The organism is Clostridium sp. MT-14 (assembly GCF_042436595.1).
In the GTDB taxonomy this organism is placed as follows: domain Bacteria; phylum Bacillota; class Clostridia; order Clostridiales; family Clostridiaceae; genus Clostridium_B; species Clostridium_B aromativorans.
Window position 1 is genome coordinate 34,571 of record NZ_JBHMIY010000010.1, and the last position, 16,026, is coordinate 50,596.

Below are 16,026 nucleotides of genomic sequence, written 5' to 3' on the forward strand. Positions count from 1 at the left end.
TCAAGTTATCAAGCTTAGTGTACTATTATAATAGTACACTAAGCTTATGATAATGTCAATATACATCTATTATATGCACTGTTTGTCCATAAATTGCCTATTTTGTTTCTCTTAAATAAATATAATTTTTTTAACAAATTCTATACAAACAAAATGCTATCGTTGACTATGTAAGAAATAACTCCTCTTTTATGCCCTGGAAATATAACGGATTTTATTTTTATCTTGCCTATATTGACTTCATCTCCATCTTTAAGCCTTTCATAATTTAAACTTTCAGTATTTTCAATATGAAAACATATTTTCTTCGATTTCTCTATGGATATATCCGCTGAAAAATAAATATCCGCATTCTTAAACAATTTAATTCCTCCCATATGATAAAAATTGGGATAAGTTAAAAATATTCCACAAACTGATTGGGGATGAATATCTATTTTTTTCAGTTCTCTATCTATAACAGAGGGCATAAAACCTGCATTAAAGCATATAGTAGTTTCACAATCAGAATATATAAAGAAATTAGAAATCAATGTTCTCACTACATATATATTTCCTGTCAGCTTTTGTGTCTTCCCCAATTTAAACAATATATATTCCCTCCTAATTCCACCATATCTTTTTTAAACAATAAAATATATTCTTACTGTAGCATATCCTCCTTCTATTAATTTATACATCTATAGTTCAAATGCAGCTGCCAAAAAAAATAACAGCCAGATAGTCTTTAGCTACCTGGCTGTTACTATTTCCAATAAAAAATAAGTTTTATCAACTGTATAATCAATACAATAATAAATATTACATTGATTACAAAATAGCATATTATTTTTTCCGAATCAAACTTAAATGCAAATAAAATCACAATAAAATTGACCATTACAAATAATATATACTTTTTGTCCGGCTTTCTATGAATTTTCACTGCAGCTGCTATAGACAAAATCAAAATTATCACCAAAGTCCAGATAATTTTATTTCTCATAAAAAAATTATCATATCTTTCATTTTCATATACAAGCCACCGCATTATACCCATTTTCTCATTGGACAAATGCCAAAAGATTGCAGAAAATAAAACAAGGCATATTTGAACAACGGAAAGGAATTTCTTGAAAACAGCTCTGATTTTCATCATATCCTGCCTCTTATTTTCTAGGATCTCCTGTTTCTATTGGATTAGGAGCATTACCCGTATTTCCACTCCATTCATTCCATCCACCATCATAAAGAGAAATATTTTTTAATCCCATTACATCCGCATAAGTTAAAGCTTCTGCTGCTCTCCATCCTGTTCCGCAGAAAAAAGCTAACCTCTGATCCGGCGTAATTCCCCATTCTTTCCACATAGCAAGTATTTCATCCTTATTCCTCATCGTATTATCCAAATTTCTATAATCCTGTAGATTTGAAGAATCCGTGCCAGCATGTCCCCAAACCGCACCTGCAGGACGTCCCTTTGGCTTTATATAATCATATCCTGAGATTTTTCCTATATACTCGTCCCAACTTCTCACATCTACCAGCTTGCTGCCTTTTTTATCCGCCAGTATTTCCTTTGCCTGCGGCAGATCAATAATATAATTTTTGTTCACAGGAACCGTTGCCCCAAAAGAACTTACCGGTGTTTTCGGATTTGAAGTCTTCTGCAGTGCGTATCCTGCATTTTGCCATTTAGTAAATCCTCCATTCACTACTCTGACGTCTTTAACACCCATATATTTTAATATTACAGCTACTCTAAAAGATGGCATGGGATCAGTTCCATACAATACAACTGTAGTATCTGTAGTTATTCCATTATTCTCAGCAAATTTCTGAAGCCTAGCATCGGATAGACGATTCCAAAGTGGGCCCTCCTCTACTTCATCTGTATTTATATGTACAGCTCCCTTTATATGTCCTATTTTTAAATAATCTGGAGATTTTGATTCATCGCCCCAGGAAACTTCAAAAATTTTATATTTACCACCATTATAGGTTTCAGGCTTCTTGCCATCTACTAAATCCTTAACCCACGAAACTGGAACCAATTCCTGATAATTAGGATAGGATTCCATAGGAAGACTGGTGTCTTTAGCCCAATCTTTTACATCATAAGTATATAAATTCTTATATCCATTTTTAGATAAGTACTTGGCCACTTCAACATTATCTTTTCCATTTGCCGCATAAAGTACTATATTTTTCTCAGAAGATATTTTTTTCGTTTTCAATGCCTCTTTCAATCTCTTGTCCTTATCTTTATCCTTGACCTTCAACCATGCAGATGAAAAGTCTACAGCTCCTTTTATATGGCCTCCTCTTTTCACTCCATCCAGTTTCCAGCCAATATAGGCATCATTTTCCCTGGTATCCACTACTACCCAATTGCTTTTTCCAAAATTGTCTTTTACCTCTTTAGTCGAAATACTCTTATAGCCTTCATCACTTTTACTCTGCTGCCCATTGCTGCAGGCAGATACTGCCAGTGCAAAAAACAACAAGGTAAAAAAAACAGTTACACATCTAATCCTTTTCCTCATTACAGCACTTCATCCCCTCTATAGTTTTATACAAAAGCAATTATATTCTACTACCTGTAAAGAGGCCAATCAAATAGAATATTCTTATTCTTGCCATGTATACAATTACATTTTCTTATGAGCATTATCTGTAAGTTTATATTTTTGAAAATAGTATAAATTAAATTTATAAGCTAAAAATAGTTAGCAGAATGTAATTGAACATTACGAGGAGGTATAAAATGGAAAAACTGCTGTATATTACTGCAAATACAAAACCTGAAGAGACATCTACAAGCAAGACCGTAGGAAGACGTTTTATAAACAATTTTATATCTAAAGTTCAAAACTACACTGTAGAAGAATTAGACTTATACAATGAAAATATTCCTGAAATAAATCACAGGATATTTAATGGAAGGGGACAGCTGGCTTCTGGAGATATTTATAATGCCCTATCAGAAGAAGATAAAAAATCAGTGGACAGAATCAATGTACTCTGTGATCAGTTTTTAAATGCAGATACTTATGTAATCGCAGCTCCCATGTGGAATTTAGGTTATCCTTCAAGGCTTAAGTCATATCTGGACTGTATTATGATAAATGACAAAGTCATTAAGATATCACAGGATGATGCAGTGGGACTCTTAGATGATAAAACTCGCAACATGGTCTATATACAATCCTGTGGAGAAATCTACCCCAAAATATTTGATTCCAAATTCAACCATGCCATTGATTATTTCAGAGATGTATTTAAGTTTCTGGGGGTAAATAAATTTGAAAGTATACTGGTTGAGGGCACAGATACATCTTCCGTTGGTATTGACAAAGCTATAAAAGATTCTCAAAAAGACATAGAGGATGTAGTAAATAAATTTTCCAAAACCAGTTTATCTTCATCAAGCAATTCTTAGGTTCAAATAGATTCTAACTTATCCGGCGGTTACCAGTTCTAAACCTGCCAGTTTTACAACATGGCAGGTTTAGAACTGGTACGCCACTGGATAAATATTTAAATAGAAATGAACTGCTGCACCAGTTAATAATTTACATGTACAAGCCAAAATTTTATATTTTTGTCGCTCCACCCCAAATCCCAAGGTACCCTGTTCCTATCTGTATTATGGCAGCTCACCAGTGAATATCCTCTGGAATCTGCACCTGTTACTACAGAGATATGAGTTATATCTCCTTTTTTTTCGTATGCTACGAAATCCCCCGGAATAAGCCTGTAGGAAGCCTTATAGACCTTTTCGTAACTTCCATGGGCGATGACCGATGCCCTTCCGCTGTATATCATATAATTTTTGAACCCATCTGCATTAAGCCAGGAACTGGTAGCTCCAGATCTGTCATAATTCCAGGCAGAATTTTTTCTGAATTTTCCGCCCTCGTGCAGTACCTGAGAGGCAAAATTGGCACAGTCACCACCTCTGGAATTATAGTTTCTATATTTTTTATTATAGGTATATCCATATTTTTTTTCTGAAGCTATACCACAGTACCTATCTGCGTATTCCACAGAAGATCTTCTCCTGTCCGTCATACTGGAAAAATCTCTTTTACTTTGAGACAATATATACTGCTTTACAGAATCCACCTTCAAATTATCTAAATTAAGAGAGTCTTCAAAGGGATCTTTGTACCATTCTTTTGTAATAATCCATCTTCCATCTTTTTTTACCATGTTCAATATATGTGAAGTTCCTATTCTACAACTGTTTATAAATTTTGGAGCATCCTTGTATATATATTTATATTCAGTGGAACATATCAAGTTGATGGAAAATTTATCATCACTGCCTCTCACTCTCTTAATTACTATATCAGGTATTATTTCAATAAATTTAGCCCCTTGTTTTTCTTCCCAATTCTTCAAATATTTCATCTTTTTCTCTTCATGTTCATAAGCCCAGATACCATATTTCGTATTTTTGTCATATTTAGATTCTATAAGCTTTAAATTACCATTTAATATGGCTTTATTTCTATCTTCAAATATTTGTTTCGCAGAATTTATGATCTCATTTTTCTCATCAATTTCTTCACCATGTATATTTTTAAAAGGGCATACAAAAAATATAACTAAAATTACCATTGTGATCCTAAAAACTCTTTTTATTAAGGAATGTTTCATAAGCTATACTCCTCATACAATTTAATAATAGATTAAATTTCATATAATTTGTACACTTATTGTACCCAATTGTAAAAATAATCACCCTGTAAATTTTGATAAAAGCTTCATATTTATTACAGAATACCCACTATAATTTTTCATTGATTTTTCCGATATAATTTTTTACACTTTCATCTTTATAGGGGGCACCTTCATACCAATATTTTTTATTTTGGGACTTATCGCCAAAATATCTGGATTTTAGAATTATCTCAGGCCTATATTCAAAATGCAGTGTATCAAAATGACTCCATTTTCCTCCCCATACAAAATTATTCTTTTCAAATATTTCTACAATTTCTCTGGGATACTCTTTTATCCTCAGGCTTCCTTCTGCCCTGGGCACCCATTTCCAATAATCTCTTCTATCTCTAGCAAGATCAATAGCTATTCCAAAGGAATGAGGGCTCAACATACCTGTTCCAGAAATATACCTGTAATTGAAAGTACCGCTGCTGGGGAACAGACATTTTGAAATATCTCCCCTTTTTTGTGAAATAGGCATAAGTTCCTTCATTGCATTTTCAAGAGATATTGAAGCGCCATTATTTCCATTAAACTGAAATCTCCTATATCCTAAATTGGCCATTTTAAGATTTGACTCCACAGAATTTTTATTATCACCATACACCTCTTTTAAAAGAGAGTAAACTCTAAGCCTTCCTGGATCAGAATTTTTCTGTGCAGCTTCATCTACAGTTCCCAGCTGATAAGGTTGTTCCATCATATCCTGTAGATCTGTATTTTGAAATTTCTCTTCAAAACTTTTTTCCCTTTTATCATCATACAAAATTTTTTTACCTGATTTCATTACTATATACACGCTGCCGCCATTATCCTTTTCCACATCTGTAATATATCCTGGATAGGCCATCATAAGACACAAAATGTCCTGCTTCAATGTAGTGTTGTAATCAACGGCCCTAACTTTTTCATGTATACTAAAACACATGCATATCAATATAAAAAATACAATTATCCTTTTACTCATAAAATGAACCACTCCAATTTTACAATTATCAACAATTATTGTATGTACATATATTGACTTTATGCATGGCAATTATAATAATAGCTAATTACTTTTTTGCTCTTCAAGCCATTTAAGTACTTCTTTGGCAAGAGTTATTCTTCTGCTGACAAAAGAATGATCACCATCTAAAATTATTTCCTTGAGATCAACTTTCTGCTTCTTAAGTGACTGTACAAGAGGCATATAATGCTCCTCTAAAGGTGCTATTACGTCTTTTCTTCCGCCTATCATCAATACAGAATGATTTTTTAAATTTTCCGATATATTTAACAAATTCCATCTGTACTTATTTTTTACAATATCATCAATAAAATTTTGCACAGTCATGCCATTAAGAGATATAACTGCTTTTTCCCATTTTTTTGCAGCAGAATCCATTAGGGATTTACTCTTAGAAATATTTTCCGCATAGAGGCCAAAATTAAAACCTGCAATACACCCCACTGACTTGATCTCATCATGACCTGCTGCAGTTATAAGGGCACTGAATCCTCCCAGGCTGTGTCCAATTAAAATTATATTTTTATCATCAATTCTATATAATTTTTTGGCAAAATCTGATTTTAAAAATTCAATTGAGGATTCAACATCCTCAAGTACATGGTCTATTGAGTAATCTCCTCCACTTCCCCAGCTTCCTCTATAGTGAAATATCAACACGTTGTATCCACTTCTCAACAGCACATGAGCTAGATCAAAATTTTGTTCATATCCTGGAAATCCATGTAATAAAATTACTGTGGCATGAGGGCCTATACCCTGAGCTATGTATATTACCCCCAGAATTCTAGATCCACCGCTATTATAATCAACACCCTGTATCATCGCAGGGTAAGTTTCATCAAGCTTTTCAGGATCTGTCCATATTGTCTTAAAATCCATATAATCATCTTCCTCCCAAATTCTCACAAAGCAACTCCAATTTTGCAATATTTTTTACAATTTACATCAATAATTATATTCTATCAAAGTTTGTTATCATTGTTAATGTTTTAATTCTTAAAAGTTATAATATAAAAGCAGTATATTTACAAGCTATTTGCATTTAAATTTAATTTGCAATTAGCTTATTTATTGTATAAAATTAAATTACATAAATGAAGATTTTCGGATAAAGCTGAAAATCAACTGAATTTGATATTTTATGCTTGTACCTTACACTTTAAATTAAGTTTGGGGTGTTAATTTTGTCAAAAGAAGAAATTTATAAATTAAAAAGGAAACTTGAGTCGTTGATCCATCAAAATGCAAGCACAGATAAGATCTCGGAGGTGAACAACAAACTGGATGAGGCGCTGGAAAAATTTTTATACGAAAATCTTAAAAATACGACCCCGCCTAAAAAATAGTTTATCTCACAATTATGTATAGGAATTATATTGATTGTAAAAGATACTTCTTAAGCAACTTTTACAGTCAATATAATTTTAGTCCCATTTTTATTTAACTACACTTGACAATTTCTCTATTCTTAACTCTTTTTTCTAAATACTCCTTCATTGTTCTGTATTCTATATCCTCATCATTTTTTTCTACTATTATAGTTTCAATATAAGCATTGGCTGTATCAAGACAAGTAAATATTATCTTATCATGAATCAATGCAGTACGCCTTAGTTCAAAACCAGGTTTTTTACTGTCATATCCCTGAGTAGGTATATCAATAACTATATTTATTTTATTTTCTCTTATATACTTTACTACATCTTGTATATCAATTCTGGTACACTTAATTCCGTTTTTATCTAAAAATTCACAGGTTCCTGCAGAAGCAAAAATATTAAATCCCAATTTGTCATATTTTTCTATTACATGCACGGAATCAAGTTTATCCCTGTCATTTACAGAAACATAGACATTGCCTTTTTGAAAAATTTTAAACCCTGCTGCCTTGAAGGCCTTGTATACAGCTTTATCTTTATTAAAATCGACTCCCAGAACTTCCCCTGTGGACTTCATCTCAGGTCCCAGGGCTACATCCACCCCAGGCAATTTTTTACTGGAAAATACAGGCATCTTTACAGCATAAATATCACTGAATTTGTATTCATCTTGTCTGTAGCTGAAATCTTTTATTTTCTTACCAAGCATAACCTGTACAGCTATTTCCACCATCGGTATATCTGTAACTTTGCTCAATATTGGTACAGTTCTTGAAGCCCTTGGATTTACCTCTATGACATATACTTTATCTCCGTCATAAGCATATTGTACATTCAAAAGTCCCTTTACATTCAGCTCCCTTGATATCTTCACCGTATAATCCTCTATTTTTTTTAGTACCTCTTCTGGTAAATCACTGGCAGGATATACTGCAATGCTGTCTCCAGAATGTACTCCTGTACGCTCTATATGCTCCATTATTCCAGGAATTATCAAATCCTGTCCATCAGATATGGCATCTACTTCTATTTCTCTGCCCAATATATATTTATCCACCAATACTGGATACTCTTTTGACAAATTTACTGCATCCTTTAAATACTGGGATAATTCTCCGTGGTTGTATACAACTTTCATAGCTCTTCCCCCTATTACATAGGAAGGTCTCACAATTACAGGGTAACCTATTTCATGCACCAGTTCATCTGCCTCTTTTAAACTTGTCACAGAACCCCCTATGGGCGAATTAATACCCAATTTTTTTAAAAGAACCCTAAATTTTTCTCTATCCTCCGCCAGATCTATGGACTCAAAGGAAGTTCCCAACAATTTTACCCCAGCATCATTTAACTTTTTCGATAAGTTCAGGGCTGTTTGTCCTCCAAATTGTACTACAACCCCATCTACTTTTTCCTCATTTATAACGTTCATCACATCATCTATATACAGGGGATCAAAATAAAGTTTATCTGAAATATCAAAATCCGTGCTTACAGTCTCGGGATTATTATTTACTATAATGGCCTTATACCCTGCTTTTTTTATTGCCCATACACTATTCACACAGCAGTAGTCAAATTCTATTCCCTGACCTATTCTAATTGGGCCGGAACCTATTACAAGTATTTTTTTATCATCTGACACCATATTATCATCTTCCAGATCATAGCAGGAATAATAATAGGAAGTCTTTGCCTGAAACTCACCACTGCAGGTATCCACCATCTTGTACACTACCTTTATCCTGTTTACTTCCTTAATCTGTTTCAAATCCTCCAGCTTCATACCTATCAATTTGCATATATACTCATCCGTAAATCCCATAAGTTCAGCTTGTTGTATATTTTCCACAGTTGGAGCATTGTTTACCAATTTATTCTCCATCTCTATTATATTTTTTATCCTATTTATAAACCACTTATCTATTTTAGTTATTTCATAGAGTCTATCTACACTTATTCCCTTTCTCAAAGCTTCCGCCATGGCAAACAATCTTTCATCATCCTGTCTGTTCAATTTATCAATTATCTCCGGTATATCAAGTTTCTCCAATTTATCCAGTTGAAGTCCTATTATCTTTCCCTCCAGGCTTATTACAGCTTTTAAAAGGGCACTCTCAAAGCTCCTGTCTATGGCCATAACTTCTCCAGTAGCTTTCATCTGGGTTTTCAAACTCCTATCTGCAGTTTTGAATTTGTCAAAAGGCCACTTGGGCATTTTGACTACACAATAATCAAGAGCCGGCTCAAAAAGGGCACTGGAACTTCCTGTAACATAGTTTTTCAATTCATCCAGAGTATATCCCAGTGCAATTTTAGCCGCAATTTTAGCTATTGGATATCCTGCCGCTTTAGACGCCAGTGCACTCGATCTGCTCACTCTAGGATTCACTTCTATAACCATATATTTGCTGCTCTCTGGATCTAGTGCGAACTGTATGTTGCACCCGCCTTCTATTTTCAAAGTTCTTATTATCTTTATGGCAGATCTTCTGAGCATTTGGTATTCCATGTCATTTAGTGTTTGAGAAGGGGCTACCACTATACTATCTCCCGTGTGTATACCTACAGGATCTAAATTTTCCATATTGCACACTACCATGCAGTTGTCCTTCTTATCCCTCATTATTTCATATTCCAGTTCCTTCCATCCCGCTAAACTCTGCTCCAACAATATTTGAGTTATGGGGCTTTCTTCTAAACCATTTTTGCATATTTCCAGATATTCCTCATAGTTGTTTGCAATACCTCCACCAGTGCCTCCTAAAGTATATGCAGGTCTTATTATAATAGGCAGACTAATTTTGTTTAAGAATTCTTTGCACTCATCCAGGTTGGTAGCTATGGTACTAACTGCTATGGGTTCGTTTATTTTTCCCATGAGATCTTTAAAACTCTTTCTGTCCTCTGCATTTTCTATAGATTCAACCTTTATTCCCAGTAACTCCACCCCATATTTTTCTAAAACCCCAGCCCTATTCAATTCCATTGCCAGATTCAAAGCTGTTTGTCCACCAAAGCCTGCTAAAACACCATCTGGTCTTTCTCTTGCTATTATTGCCTCTAATGATTCAACAGTCAAAGGTTCTATATAGGTTTTATCTGCAATATTTTTATCCGTCATTATAGTTGCTGGATTACTGTTTACAAGAACTGTCTCTACTCCCTCTTTTTTTATTGCTTCACAAGCCTGAGTTCCTGAGTAATCAAATTCTGCAGCTTGACCTATTATTATAGGACCCGATCCTATTATCAAAACCTTTTTCAAGTTTTCTCTTAACGGCATTATATCACTTCTCCTTGCTATTTATACTATAGAGTCATATATTTTAAAAATTTATCAAATAAATAGGCTGTATCTGTAGGCCCTGGAGAACCTTCTGGATGAAACTGTACCGAAAATATAGGAAGTTTTTTATGTCTTATTCCCTCTACCGTATTGTCATTTAAATTCACATGAGTTACTTCAACAACATTTCTGTTTAAACTTTCTTTTCTAACTGCATAGCCATGGTTCTGAGATGTTATAAAAGCCTTATCCAGATTTCTGTCATATACTCCATGATTGCCGCCCCTGTGACCAAACTTCATTTTATAGGTATCTCCTCCAAGCGCAAGAGCTAATAATTGATGTCCCAGGCATATACCAAATATGGGAATACTGCCAATTAATTTTTTTACAGTGGGTATAATTTCATTTAAGTCCTTTGGATCTCCCGGTCCGTTGCTCAAAAGCACTCCACTGGGATGTATCTCCATTATATTCTCATAAGAAGAATTATATGGAAACACAGTTATATCACAATTTCTATATTTTAGATTTTCAATTATATTGTTCTTTGCACCAAAATCTAAAACCGCCACTTTAGGCCCTTTTCCCTCAATCCTTTTTATAAAAGGAGTACTTACCTGCTGAACTAGCTCTTTATCATCATTGGAATTCAGCATATTTTTTATTTCACTTATGGACTCATTTTTATTACATATCACACATTTCATAGTTCCCTTGGATCTTATCTTCTTAGTTATACTCCTTGTATCTATGCCGCTGATACCCACTATGCCGTTTTTCTCTAAAAAATTTGTAAAACTATCTTCACTTAAATAATGAGATGTATCATTGTAGATATTTTTTAATACTATCCCCTTTACCTGTATTTCTTTGGACTGGCTAAAATTATGGTTAACGCCGTAATTTCCTATATAAGGATAACACATGGTTATCACCTGTCCTCTGTAAGAAGGGTCAGTAAGTATCTCCTGATACCCTGTCATTGAAGTATTGAAAACCAGTTCTCCTGTAGTTATACCCTTTTTTCCTATAGCTTTTCCCATGAATACAGTTCCATCTTCTAAATACAATATGGAATTCATAATATTCCTTCTTTCTAAATATTACTGCACAAAGTTGCTACCATGACCGCCTTTATAGTGTGCAATCTGTTTTCTGCTTCATCAAATACTATAGAATGTTTTCCCTCAAACACTTCTTCTGTAACTTCTAATGCTTCATATCCAAACTTCTGGTATATATCCTCACCAGTATCTGTCTCCCTGTTGTGAAAAGCCGGAAGACAGTGCATAAACTTTACATTTTCATTTTCACAGGCTTCAATGAGTTTGCTATTTATCTGATAGGGCATCAGGGCTTCAATTCTATTTTTCCACAAGTTCTTATCTTCACCCATGGAAAGCCATACATCCGTATACAGGACATCTGCGCCCTTTACACTGCCATATATATCATCACTTATTGTAATGTTTCCTCCATTTTTATCCGATATTTTTTTACATTCTCCAATCAATTCATCCTCAGGAAACAACTCCTTTGGCGTTACAATTTTAAAATCAATTCCCATTTTCGCTGACCCTATCATAAGGGCATTTGCCACATTGTTTCTACCATCGCCAAGATATACAAAATTTACATCTTTAAGAGGTTTATTTACATGTTCTTCTACGGTTAAAAAATCTGCCAATACCTGAGTGGGATGATCCTCATCTGAGAGTCCATTCCACAGAGGAATTCCCGAATATTTTGCAAATATCTCCATATTTTTTTGTGAGAATCCCCTGTATTCCACTCCATCAAACATTCTACCCATCACCCTAGCAGTATCTTTTACCGATTCTTTCTTACCCATATGACTTCCAGTGGGACCTATATAAGTCACTGTAGCACCTTCATCATAAGCTCCCACCTGAAACGAACATCTTGTTCTTAAAGAATCCTTTTCAAATATAAGCGCTACATTTTTTCCCTGTAATCTCTTTTTTTCCTTTCCGCTGTGCTTTTCCTCTTTGAGTTTTTTAGAAAGATCCAGCAGATATCTTATCTCTTCCTGTGAAAAATCCTTAAGAGTTAAAAAACTTCTTCCTTTTAAATCAGCCACAAATATCTCCTCCTTGAAATCATTCTTTATAGGCGTCAAATCCAAACCATTTTACTGAAAGTTTTGAAAGTGTTCCATCCTTTTTCATATCTCCTATGATTTTATCTATTTCCTTTTTTAGTGAATCATCACCTTTTCTATAAGCCACTCCCATAGGTTCTTTGCTCAGCGCACCCGGTACTATTTTAAATTGGCCTTTTTTCTTCTGGATGTAATATCCACCTACCTGCTCATCCATTACTGCGGCATCAATCCTGCCTATGGACATATCTTGAAAGGCTTCCGTTATCTTATCATATTTTTTTAACTCCTTCACGCCTTTAATTCCATTCGCCACTTTTTCTCCTGTAGTACCTAATTCACAGGCTATGACCTTTCCCTTTAAATCATCTATTCCCTTTATATCCTTTCTTCCATTTTTTACTGCAATAATCTGCCCTCCATTTATATAGGATGTAGAAAAATCCGTGTTTTTCTTACGCTCATCTGTTATGCTTATGGATGCAATAGCCGCATCAAATTTATTTGAATCAAGAGCCAATATAAGTCCATTAAAATCCATAACTAGGAAATTTGCTTTAACTCCCAGCCTTTTTGCCACTTCATTGGAAAAATCCACATCAAATCCTACTAATTTACCATTGCTATCCCTAAATTCCATGGGAGGATATCCCTCTTCTGTCCCTATAGTGATTTTACCTGATTTTTTTACTTTATCCAGCAAATTTGAATTTGTACCATTTTTAGTAGTTTGCCCACAAGCTGTGAATAATACTATACTAAAAATAATCATAATTAAAGCCGCCATTAACTTTTTCATTATCAATCCCCCTTAATTTTAAGCAATTAAATATATACATTATCACAAATCATTGATATATTTTATAATTATACATAAATACTTATAAAAATGCAATATGCTTTAGTATATTTTTCTATTTATTCATCATAAGGCTGATATACTTGTTCAATTTACAATACATAATATATGCTCTCGATCTGGAAAACAAATAAGTAGATAAAAAAATCCGGCCTTTAATTTCAGCCGAAATAACCGCTATTAAATTACGAAAATATTTATCTTCAGGATTATCAGAATCCGCTTACAAATTTCACAGTAATGTTTATTTATCATCTGCATTGCATAGCATCTGCCGTATGACTCATTTTAAATACGCAATATTTTCCGGAAATAGTTTTTCCAAAATTAATATACTTAATAAATAAAGCCATTACTGATAAAAATACTAATTACGATAATAGCACTAAAAAATTTGATCCATATAATAGTACTTTTGACCAACTAATAAAAGAAGACAGAAAATTGCTTAATGAAGGTTTCTGTTAAGCTGAATACCGAACATATCTGCTATTGCTGTAAGATGTATTTCAGTTAATTTATCAATCATACTTTGGTTTATCATTAGTGTTTACCACTGTAATATCTGGCATCTCTTGTGATACCATGATTATTCTGAGTAGTTTTTAATTTGGAATTTAACGTTCGTGTCTTATTTTGTCCTGTTTTAAGTATGTTTTTAATACTTTTGTTAAGTCTATTCCCAAGTAAAATTTTATTATTTATTTTTATCATTAATAAAAAAGATTATCAGTAAAAAAAAACTAAAAACATAAAAAAGCTATAAAAATACCTATGGTCATAAAGATTCAAAATAGCAACAACAAGAGATACTATCAAAGCTATCCAGAATGAAAAATCTTTATTTATATTCATTAACTATTACCACCTTAATCCTCATTTCACTTTCCAAAACAATTTCCACACTTCTCTCAAAGTAAATTTTTTTTTCATAAAAGTTAAGTACAAAAAAAATATACTAAAAATAGTTCCAAAAACTATATCTCCCAAGTCGTCAATTTTAACCCAAAAAATTAATTGTATAAAAATTACCAATACATAAGTTACAAGGAAATATTCAACATCATTTTTTAATTTTTCAGTATTAAATATAAAAAATCTTTTCAAATAATCCACCCCTTAATACGGCTATTTAATGCAATCTCTATTTTTCAATATTATTTTTTTATAGAGCCTTCCTATTATTTTAAACGATATCAACAATAAAACATATAGAACAAATAAGTATATTGACATATACGGAATGCCTTCTTTTTTTATAATTAGTTTATTATTAATTGAAAAATGTGAATATATTATTGCATATAATAGAAAAACTAAATACATGAGTGTAAGTTCTATCATGTTCTGCTTTATTCCACTTTTTTTCTCCAGGACTGAACTAAAAATCAGATCAACAACGGTAATTATTACTAACGTTAATATCATAAATTTTATTATATTCATTATGATTTCAAATTTATTAGTTCCATTAATTATTATTAAGTTTGTCTTCCACATTGCCAATATTCCTTTGCAAAATATGATTGTCGGAATTGCTGTTATACTCATACACATAACCGCCACTATTATAACAGCAAATACTTTATCATTTACAGTACAGTTATATTTTTTTTACACTACTACCCACCTCAACGTAAATTGAATGCTATGGATATTATCATATATAATATGATATTTAGACTCTAAACTTTGATATTTGAACACGCTTCTATGTATTTAAATTCTATAAAATTTCCACTACTTTATTTACAAGACTCCCTATTTTTTCAATGTAACATTCCACTACATCCCCATTTTTCAATACCTTGATGGGTTCAAATCCCATACCTACACCGCTGGGAGTGCCTGTGGATATAATATCGCCCGCCTTTAAAGTCATTCCCTTTGATAGATCACTTATTATATATGGTATATTAAAAATCAAGTTTTTAGTATTTGAATTTTGCCTGATTTCACCGTTCACCATACATTTGATATCTAAACTAACCGGAAATGGTATTTCATTTTTATGGACTATACAGGGACCCATAGGACAAAAAGTATCCAGACTCTTCCCCTTAAACCATTGAGTATGCTTTCCCTGAAGATCCCTGGCAGACACATCATTTATTATGGTATATCCAAAAATATATTCTTCTGCATCTTCAGCCTTTATATTTACGCCGTCTTTCCCTATTACCACCCCTAGTTCAGCTTCATAATCCACCTGTTTTGTAACTTTAGTGGAAAACTCAATATTATCTCCAGTCCCTACAGCAGGTGATGCAACTTTAGTAAAATATATAGGTGCGCTTGGTATGCCATTTCCCGATATTCTGGTTATTTTTATCTCCCTGGCATGTTCTATATAGTTCTTTCCAAGACAAAATACATTTCTCTCTGGATAAGGTATTGGGGCTTTCAATTTAACTGAATCCAGCAAAACGGATTCAACGCCTCTATCATTTAAAAAACGCTCTATTCTGTTTAAATTATCTTCATTCAGATACTCTATAAATTTTTGCATAGTTCCAGGTATATCCTTTTCCCCCATTTTCTCCAGTAGGTTTCTTATATTAAAGATCTCATTATTCTGCAAAATACCTATACTTTCTTCTCCTTCATAAACATAAGTTACAAATTTCATATTACCACCCCATTTTATAGTTT

14 protein-coding genes are annotated in these 16,026 nt (G+C 33.0%); 2 read left to right on the forward strand and 12 right to left on the reverse strand.

Going from position 1 to position 16,026, the window contains the following annotated elements; genetic code table 11:
- Positions 1 to 140 precede the first annotated feature (140 nt).
- From ACFHWD_RS09205 to ACFHWD_RS09215, 3 genes are all read right to left on the reverse strand, one after another.
- Entirely contained in the window at positions 141 to 590 is a 450-nt protein-coding gene (locus tag ACFHWD_RS09205) for an MBL fold metallo-hydrolase (protein ID WP_229981482.1), read from the reverse strand.
- A 155-nt stretch (positions 591 to 745) separates the two neighbouring features.
- The gene (locus tag ACFHWD_RS09210) at positions 746 to 1,138 is read right to left on the reverse strand and encodes a hypothetical protein (protein ID WP_378061510.1); all 393 of its coding nucleotides are present in this window, start codon (positions 1,136 to 1,138) and stop codon (positions 746 to 748) included.
- A gap of 10 nt (positions 1,139 to 1,148) precedes the next feature.
- Positions 1,149 to 2,525, reverse strand: coding sequence for a sulfurtransferase (locus ACFHWD_RS09215; protein ID WP_378061512.1), 1,377 nt, complete (start codon positions 2,523 to 2,525; stop codon positions 1,149 to 1,151).
- A 221-nt stretch (positions 2,526 to 2,746) separates the two neighbouring features.
- Between ACFHWD_RS09215 and ACFHWD_RS09220 the strand changes: the two genes are divergently transcribed.
- Positions 2,747 to 3,421 (forward strand): FMN-dependent NADH-azoreductase, encoded by a 675-nt coding sequence (locus ACFHWD_RS09220; RefSeq protein WP_150355998.1) that lies wholly within the window; start codon positions 2,747 to 2,749, stop codon positions 3,419 to 3,421.
- A gap of 125 nt (positions 3,422 to 3,546) precedes the next feature.
- Here ACFHWD_RS09220 and ACFHWD_RS09225 read toward each other — a convergent pair whose 3' ends face one another.
- From ACFHWD_RS09225 to ACFHWD_RS09235, 3 genes are all read right to left on the reverse strand, one after another.
- Entirely contained in the window at positions 3,547 to 4,644 is a 1,098-nt protein-coding gene (locus ACFHWD_RS09225; RefSeq protein ID WP_150355997.1) for an amidase domain-containing protein, read from the reverse strand.
- Positions 4,645 to 4,774: 130 nt separating this feature from the next.
- A complete protein-coding gene (locus ACFHWD_RS09230; protein WP_378061566.1) occupies positions 4,775 to 5,638 on the reverse strand; it encodes a M15 family metallopeptidase in 864 nt (287 codons plus the stop codon).
- Positions 5,639 to 5,761: 123 nt separating this feature from the next.
- Positions 5,762 to 6,628 carry a S9 family peptidase gene (locus ACFHWD_RS09235; RefSeq protein ID WP_207876538.1) on the reverse strand — a complete coding sequence of 289 codons (867 nt, stop codon included), beginning with the start codon at positions 6,626 to 6,628 and terminating at the stop codon, positions 5,762 to 5,764.
- A gap of 278 nt (positions 6,629 to 6,906) precedes the next feature.
- On the opposite strand from ACFHWD_RS09235, the gene ACFHWD_RS09240 reads away from it, so the two are divergent.
- Positions 6,907 to 7,068 (forward strand): hypothetical protein, encoded by a 162-nt coding sequence (locus ACFHWD_RS09240; protein ID WP_179977608.1) that lies wholly within the window; start codon positions 6,907 to 6,909, stop codon positions 7,066 to 7,068.
- A gap of 94 nt (positions 7,069 to 7,162) precedes the next feature.
- On the opposite strand, the gene carB is transcribed toward ACFHWD_RS09240, so the two are convergent.
- The 6 genes from carB to ACFHWD_RS09270 form a co-directional block, all read right to left on the reverse strand.
- Positions 7,163 to 10,387: a carbamoyl-phosphate synthase (glutamine-hydrolyzing) large subunit gene (carB, locus tag ACFHWD_RS09245; protein ID WP_150355994.1), complete on the reverse strand. Its 3,225-nt coding sequence runs from the start codon at positions 10,385 to 10,387 to the stop codon at positions 7,163 to 7,165.
- A 26-nt stretch (positions 10,388 to 10,413) separates the two neighbouring features.
- Positions 10,414 to 11,475, reverse strand: coding sequence for a glutamine-hydrolyzing carbamoyl-phosphate synthase small subunit (gene carA, locus ACFHWD_RS09250; RefSeq protein WP_179977609.1), 1,062 nt, complete (start codon positions 11,473 to 11,475; stop codon positions 10,414 to 10,416).
- A gap of 14 nt (positions 11,476 to 11,489) precedes the next feature.
- Positions 11,490 to 12,494: an ornithine carbamoyltransferase gene (gene argF / locus ACFHWD_RS09255; RefSeq protein WP_150355992.1), complete on the reverse strand. Its 1,005-nt coding sequence runs from the start codon at positions 12,492 to 12,494 to the stop codon at positions 11,490 to 11,492.
- 19 nt (positions 12,495 to 12,513) lie between these two features.
- Entirely contained in the window at positions 12,514 to 13,314 is an 801-nt protein-coding gene (locus ACFHWD_RS09260) for an ABC transporter substrate-binding protein (protein ID WP_150355991.1), read from the reverse strand.
- 1,188 nt (positions 13,315 to 14,502) lie between these two features.
- Complete coding sequence (locus ACFHWD_RS09265) at positions 14,503 to 14,925, reverse strand: hypothetical protein (RefSeq protein WP_179977610.1); 423 nt, start codon at positions 14,923 to 14,925, stop codon at positions 14,503 to 14,505.
- 175 nt (positions 14,926 to 15,100) lie between these two features.
- A complete protein-coding gene (locus ACFHWD_RS09270; RefSeq protein ID WP_150355988.1) occupies positions 15,101 to 16,003 on the reverse strand; it encodes a fumarylacetoacetate hydrolase family protein in 903 nt (300 codons plus the stop codon).
- Between the last annotated feature and the right edge of the window lie 23 nt (positions 16,004 to 16,026).

Excerpts from the sequence above, each read along its gene's own strand:
- ACFHWD_RS09210 (WP_378061510.1), bottom strand. The coding sequence starts at position 1,138 with ATGATGAAAATCAGAGCTGTTTTCAAGAAATTCCTTTCCGTTGTTCAA.
- ACFHWD_RS09215 (WP_378061512.1), bottom strand. The coding sequence starts at position 2,525 with ATGAGGAAAAGGATTAGATGTGTAACTGTTTTTTTTACCTTGTTGTTT.
- ACFHWD_RS09220 (WP_150355998.1), top strand. The coding sequence starts at position 2,747 with ATGGAAAAACTGCTGTATATTACTGCAAATACAAAACCTGAAGAGACA.
- ACFHWD_RS09225 (WP_150355997.1), bottom strand. The coding sequence starts at position 4,644 with ATGAAACATTCCTTAATAAAAAGAGTTTTTAGGATCACAATGGTAATT.
- ACFHWD_RS09230 (WP_378061566.1), bottom strand. The coding sequence starts at position 5,638 with ATGTGTTTTAGTATACATGAAAAAGTTAGGGCCGTTGATTACAACACT.
- carB (WP_150355994.1), bottom strand. The coding sequence starts at position 10,387 with ATGCCGTTAAGAGAAAACTTGAAAAAGGTTTTGATAATAGGATCGGGT.
- carA (WP_179977609.1), bottom strand. The coding sequence starts at position 11,475 with ATGAATTCCATATTGTATTTAGAAGATGGAACTGTATTCATGGGAAAA.
- ACFHWD_RS09260 (WP_150355991.1), bottom strand. The coding sequence starts at position 13,314 with ATGAAAAAGTTAATGGCGGCTTTAATTATGATTATTTTTAGTATAGTA.
- ACFHWD_RS09265 (WP_179977610.1), bottom strand. The coding sequence starts at position 14,925 with ATGAGTATAACAGCAATTCCGACAATCATATTTTGCAAAGGAATATTG.
- ACFHWD_RS09270 (WP_150355988.1), bottom strand. The coding sequence starts at position 16,003 with ATGAAATTTGTAACTTATGTTTATGAAGGAGAAGAAAGTATAGGTATT.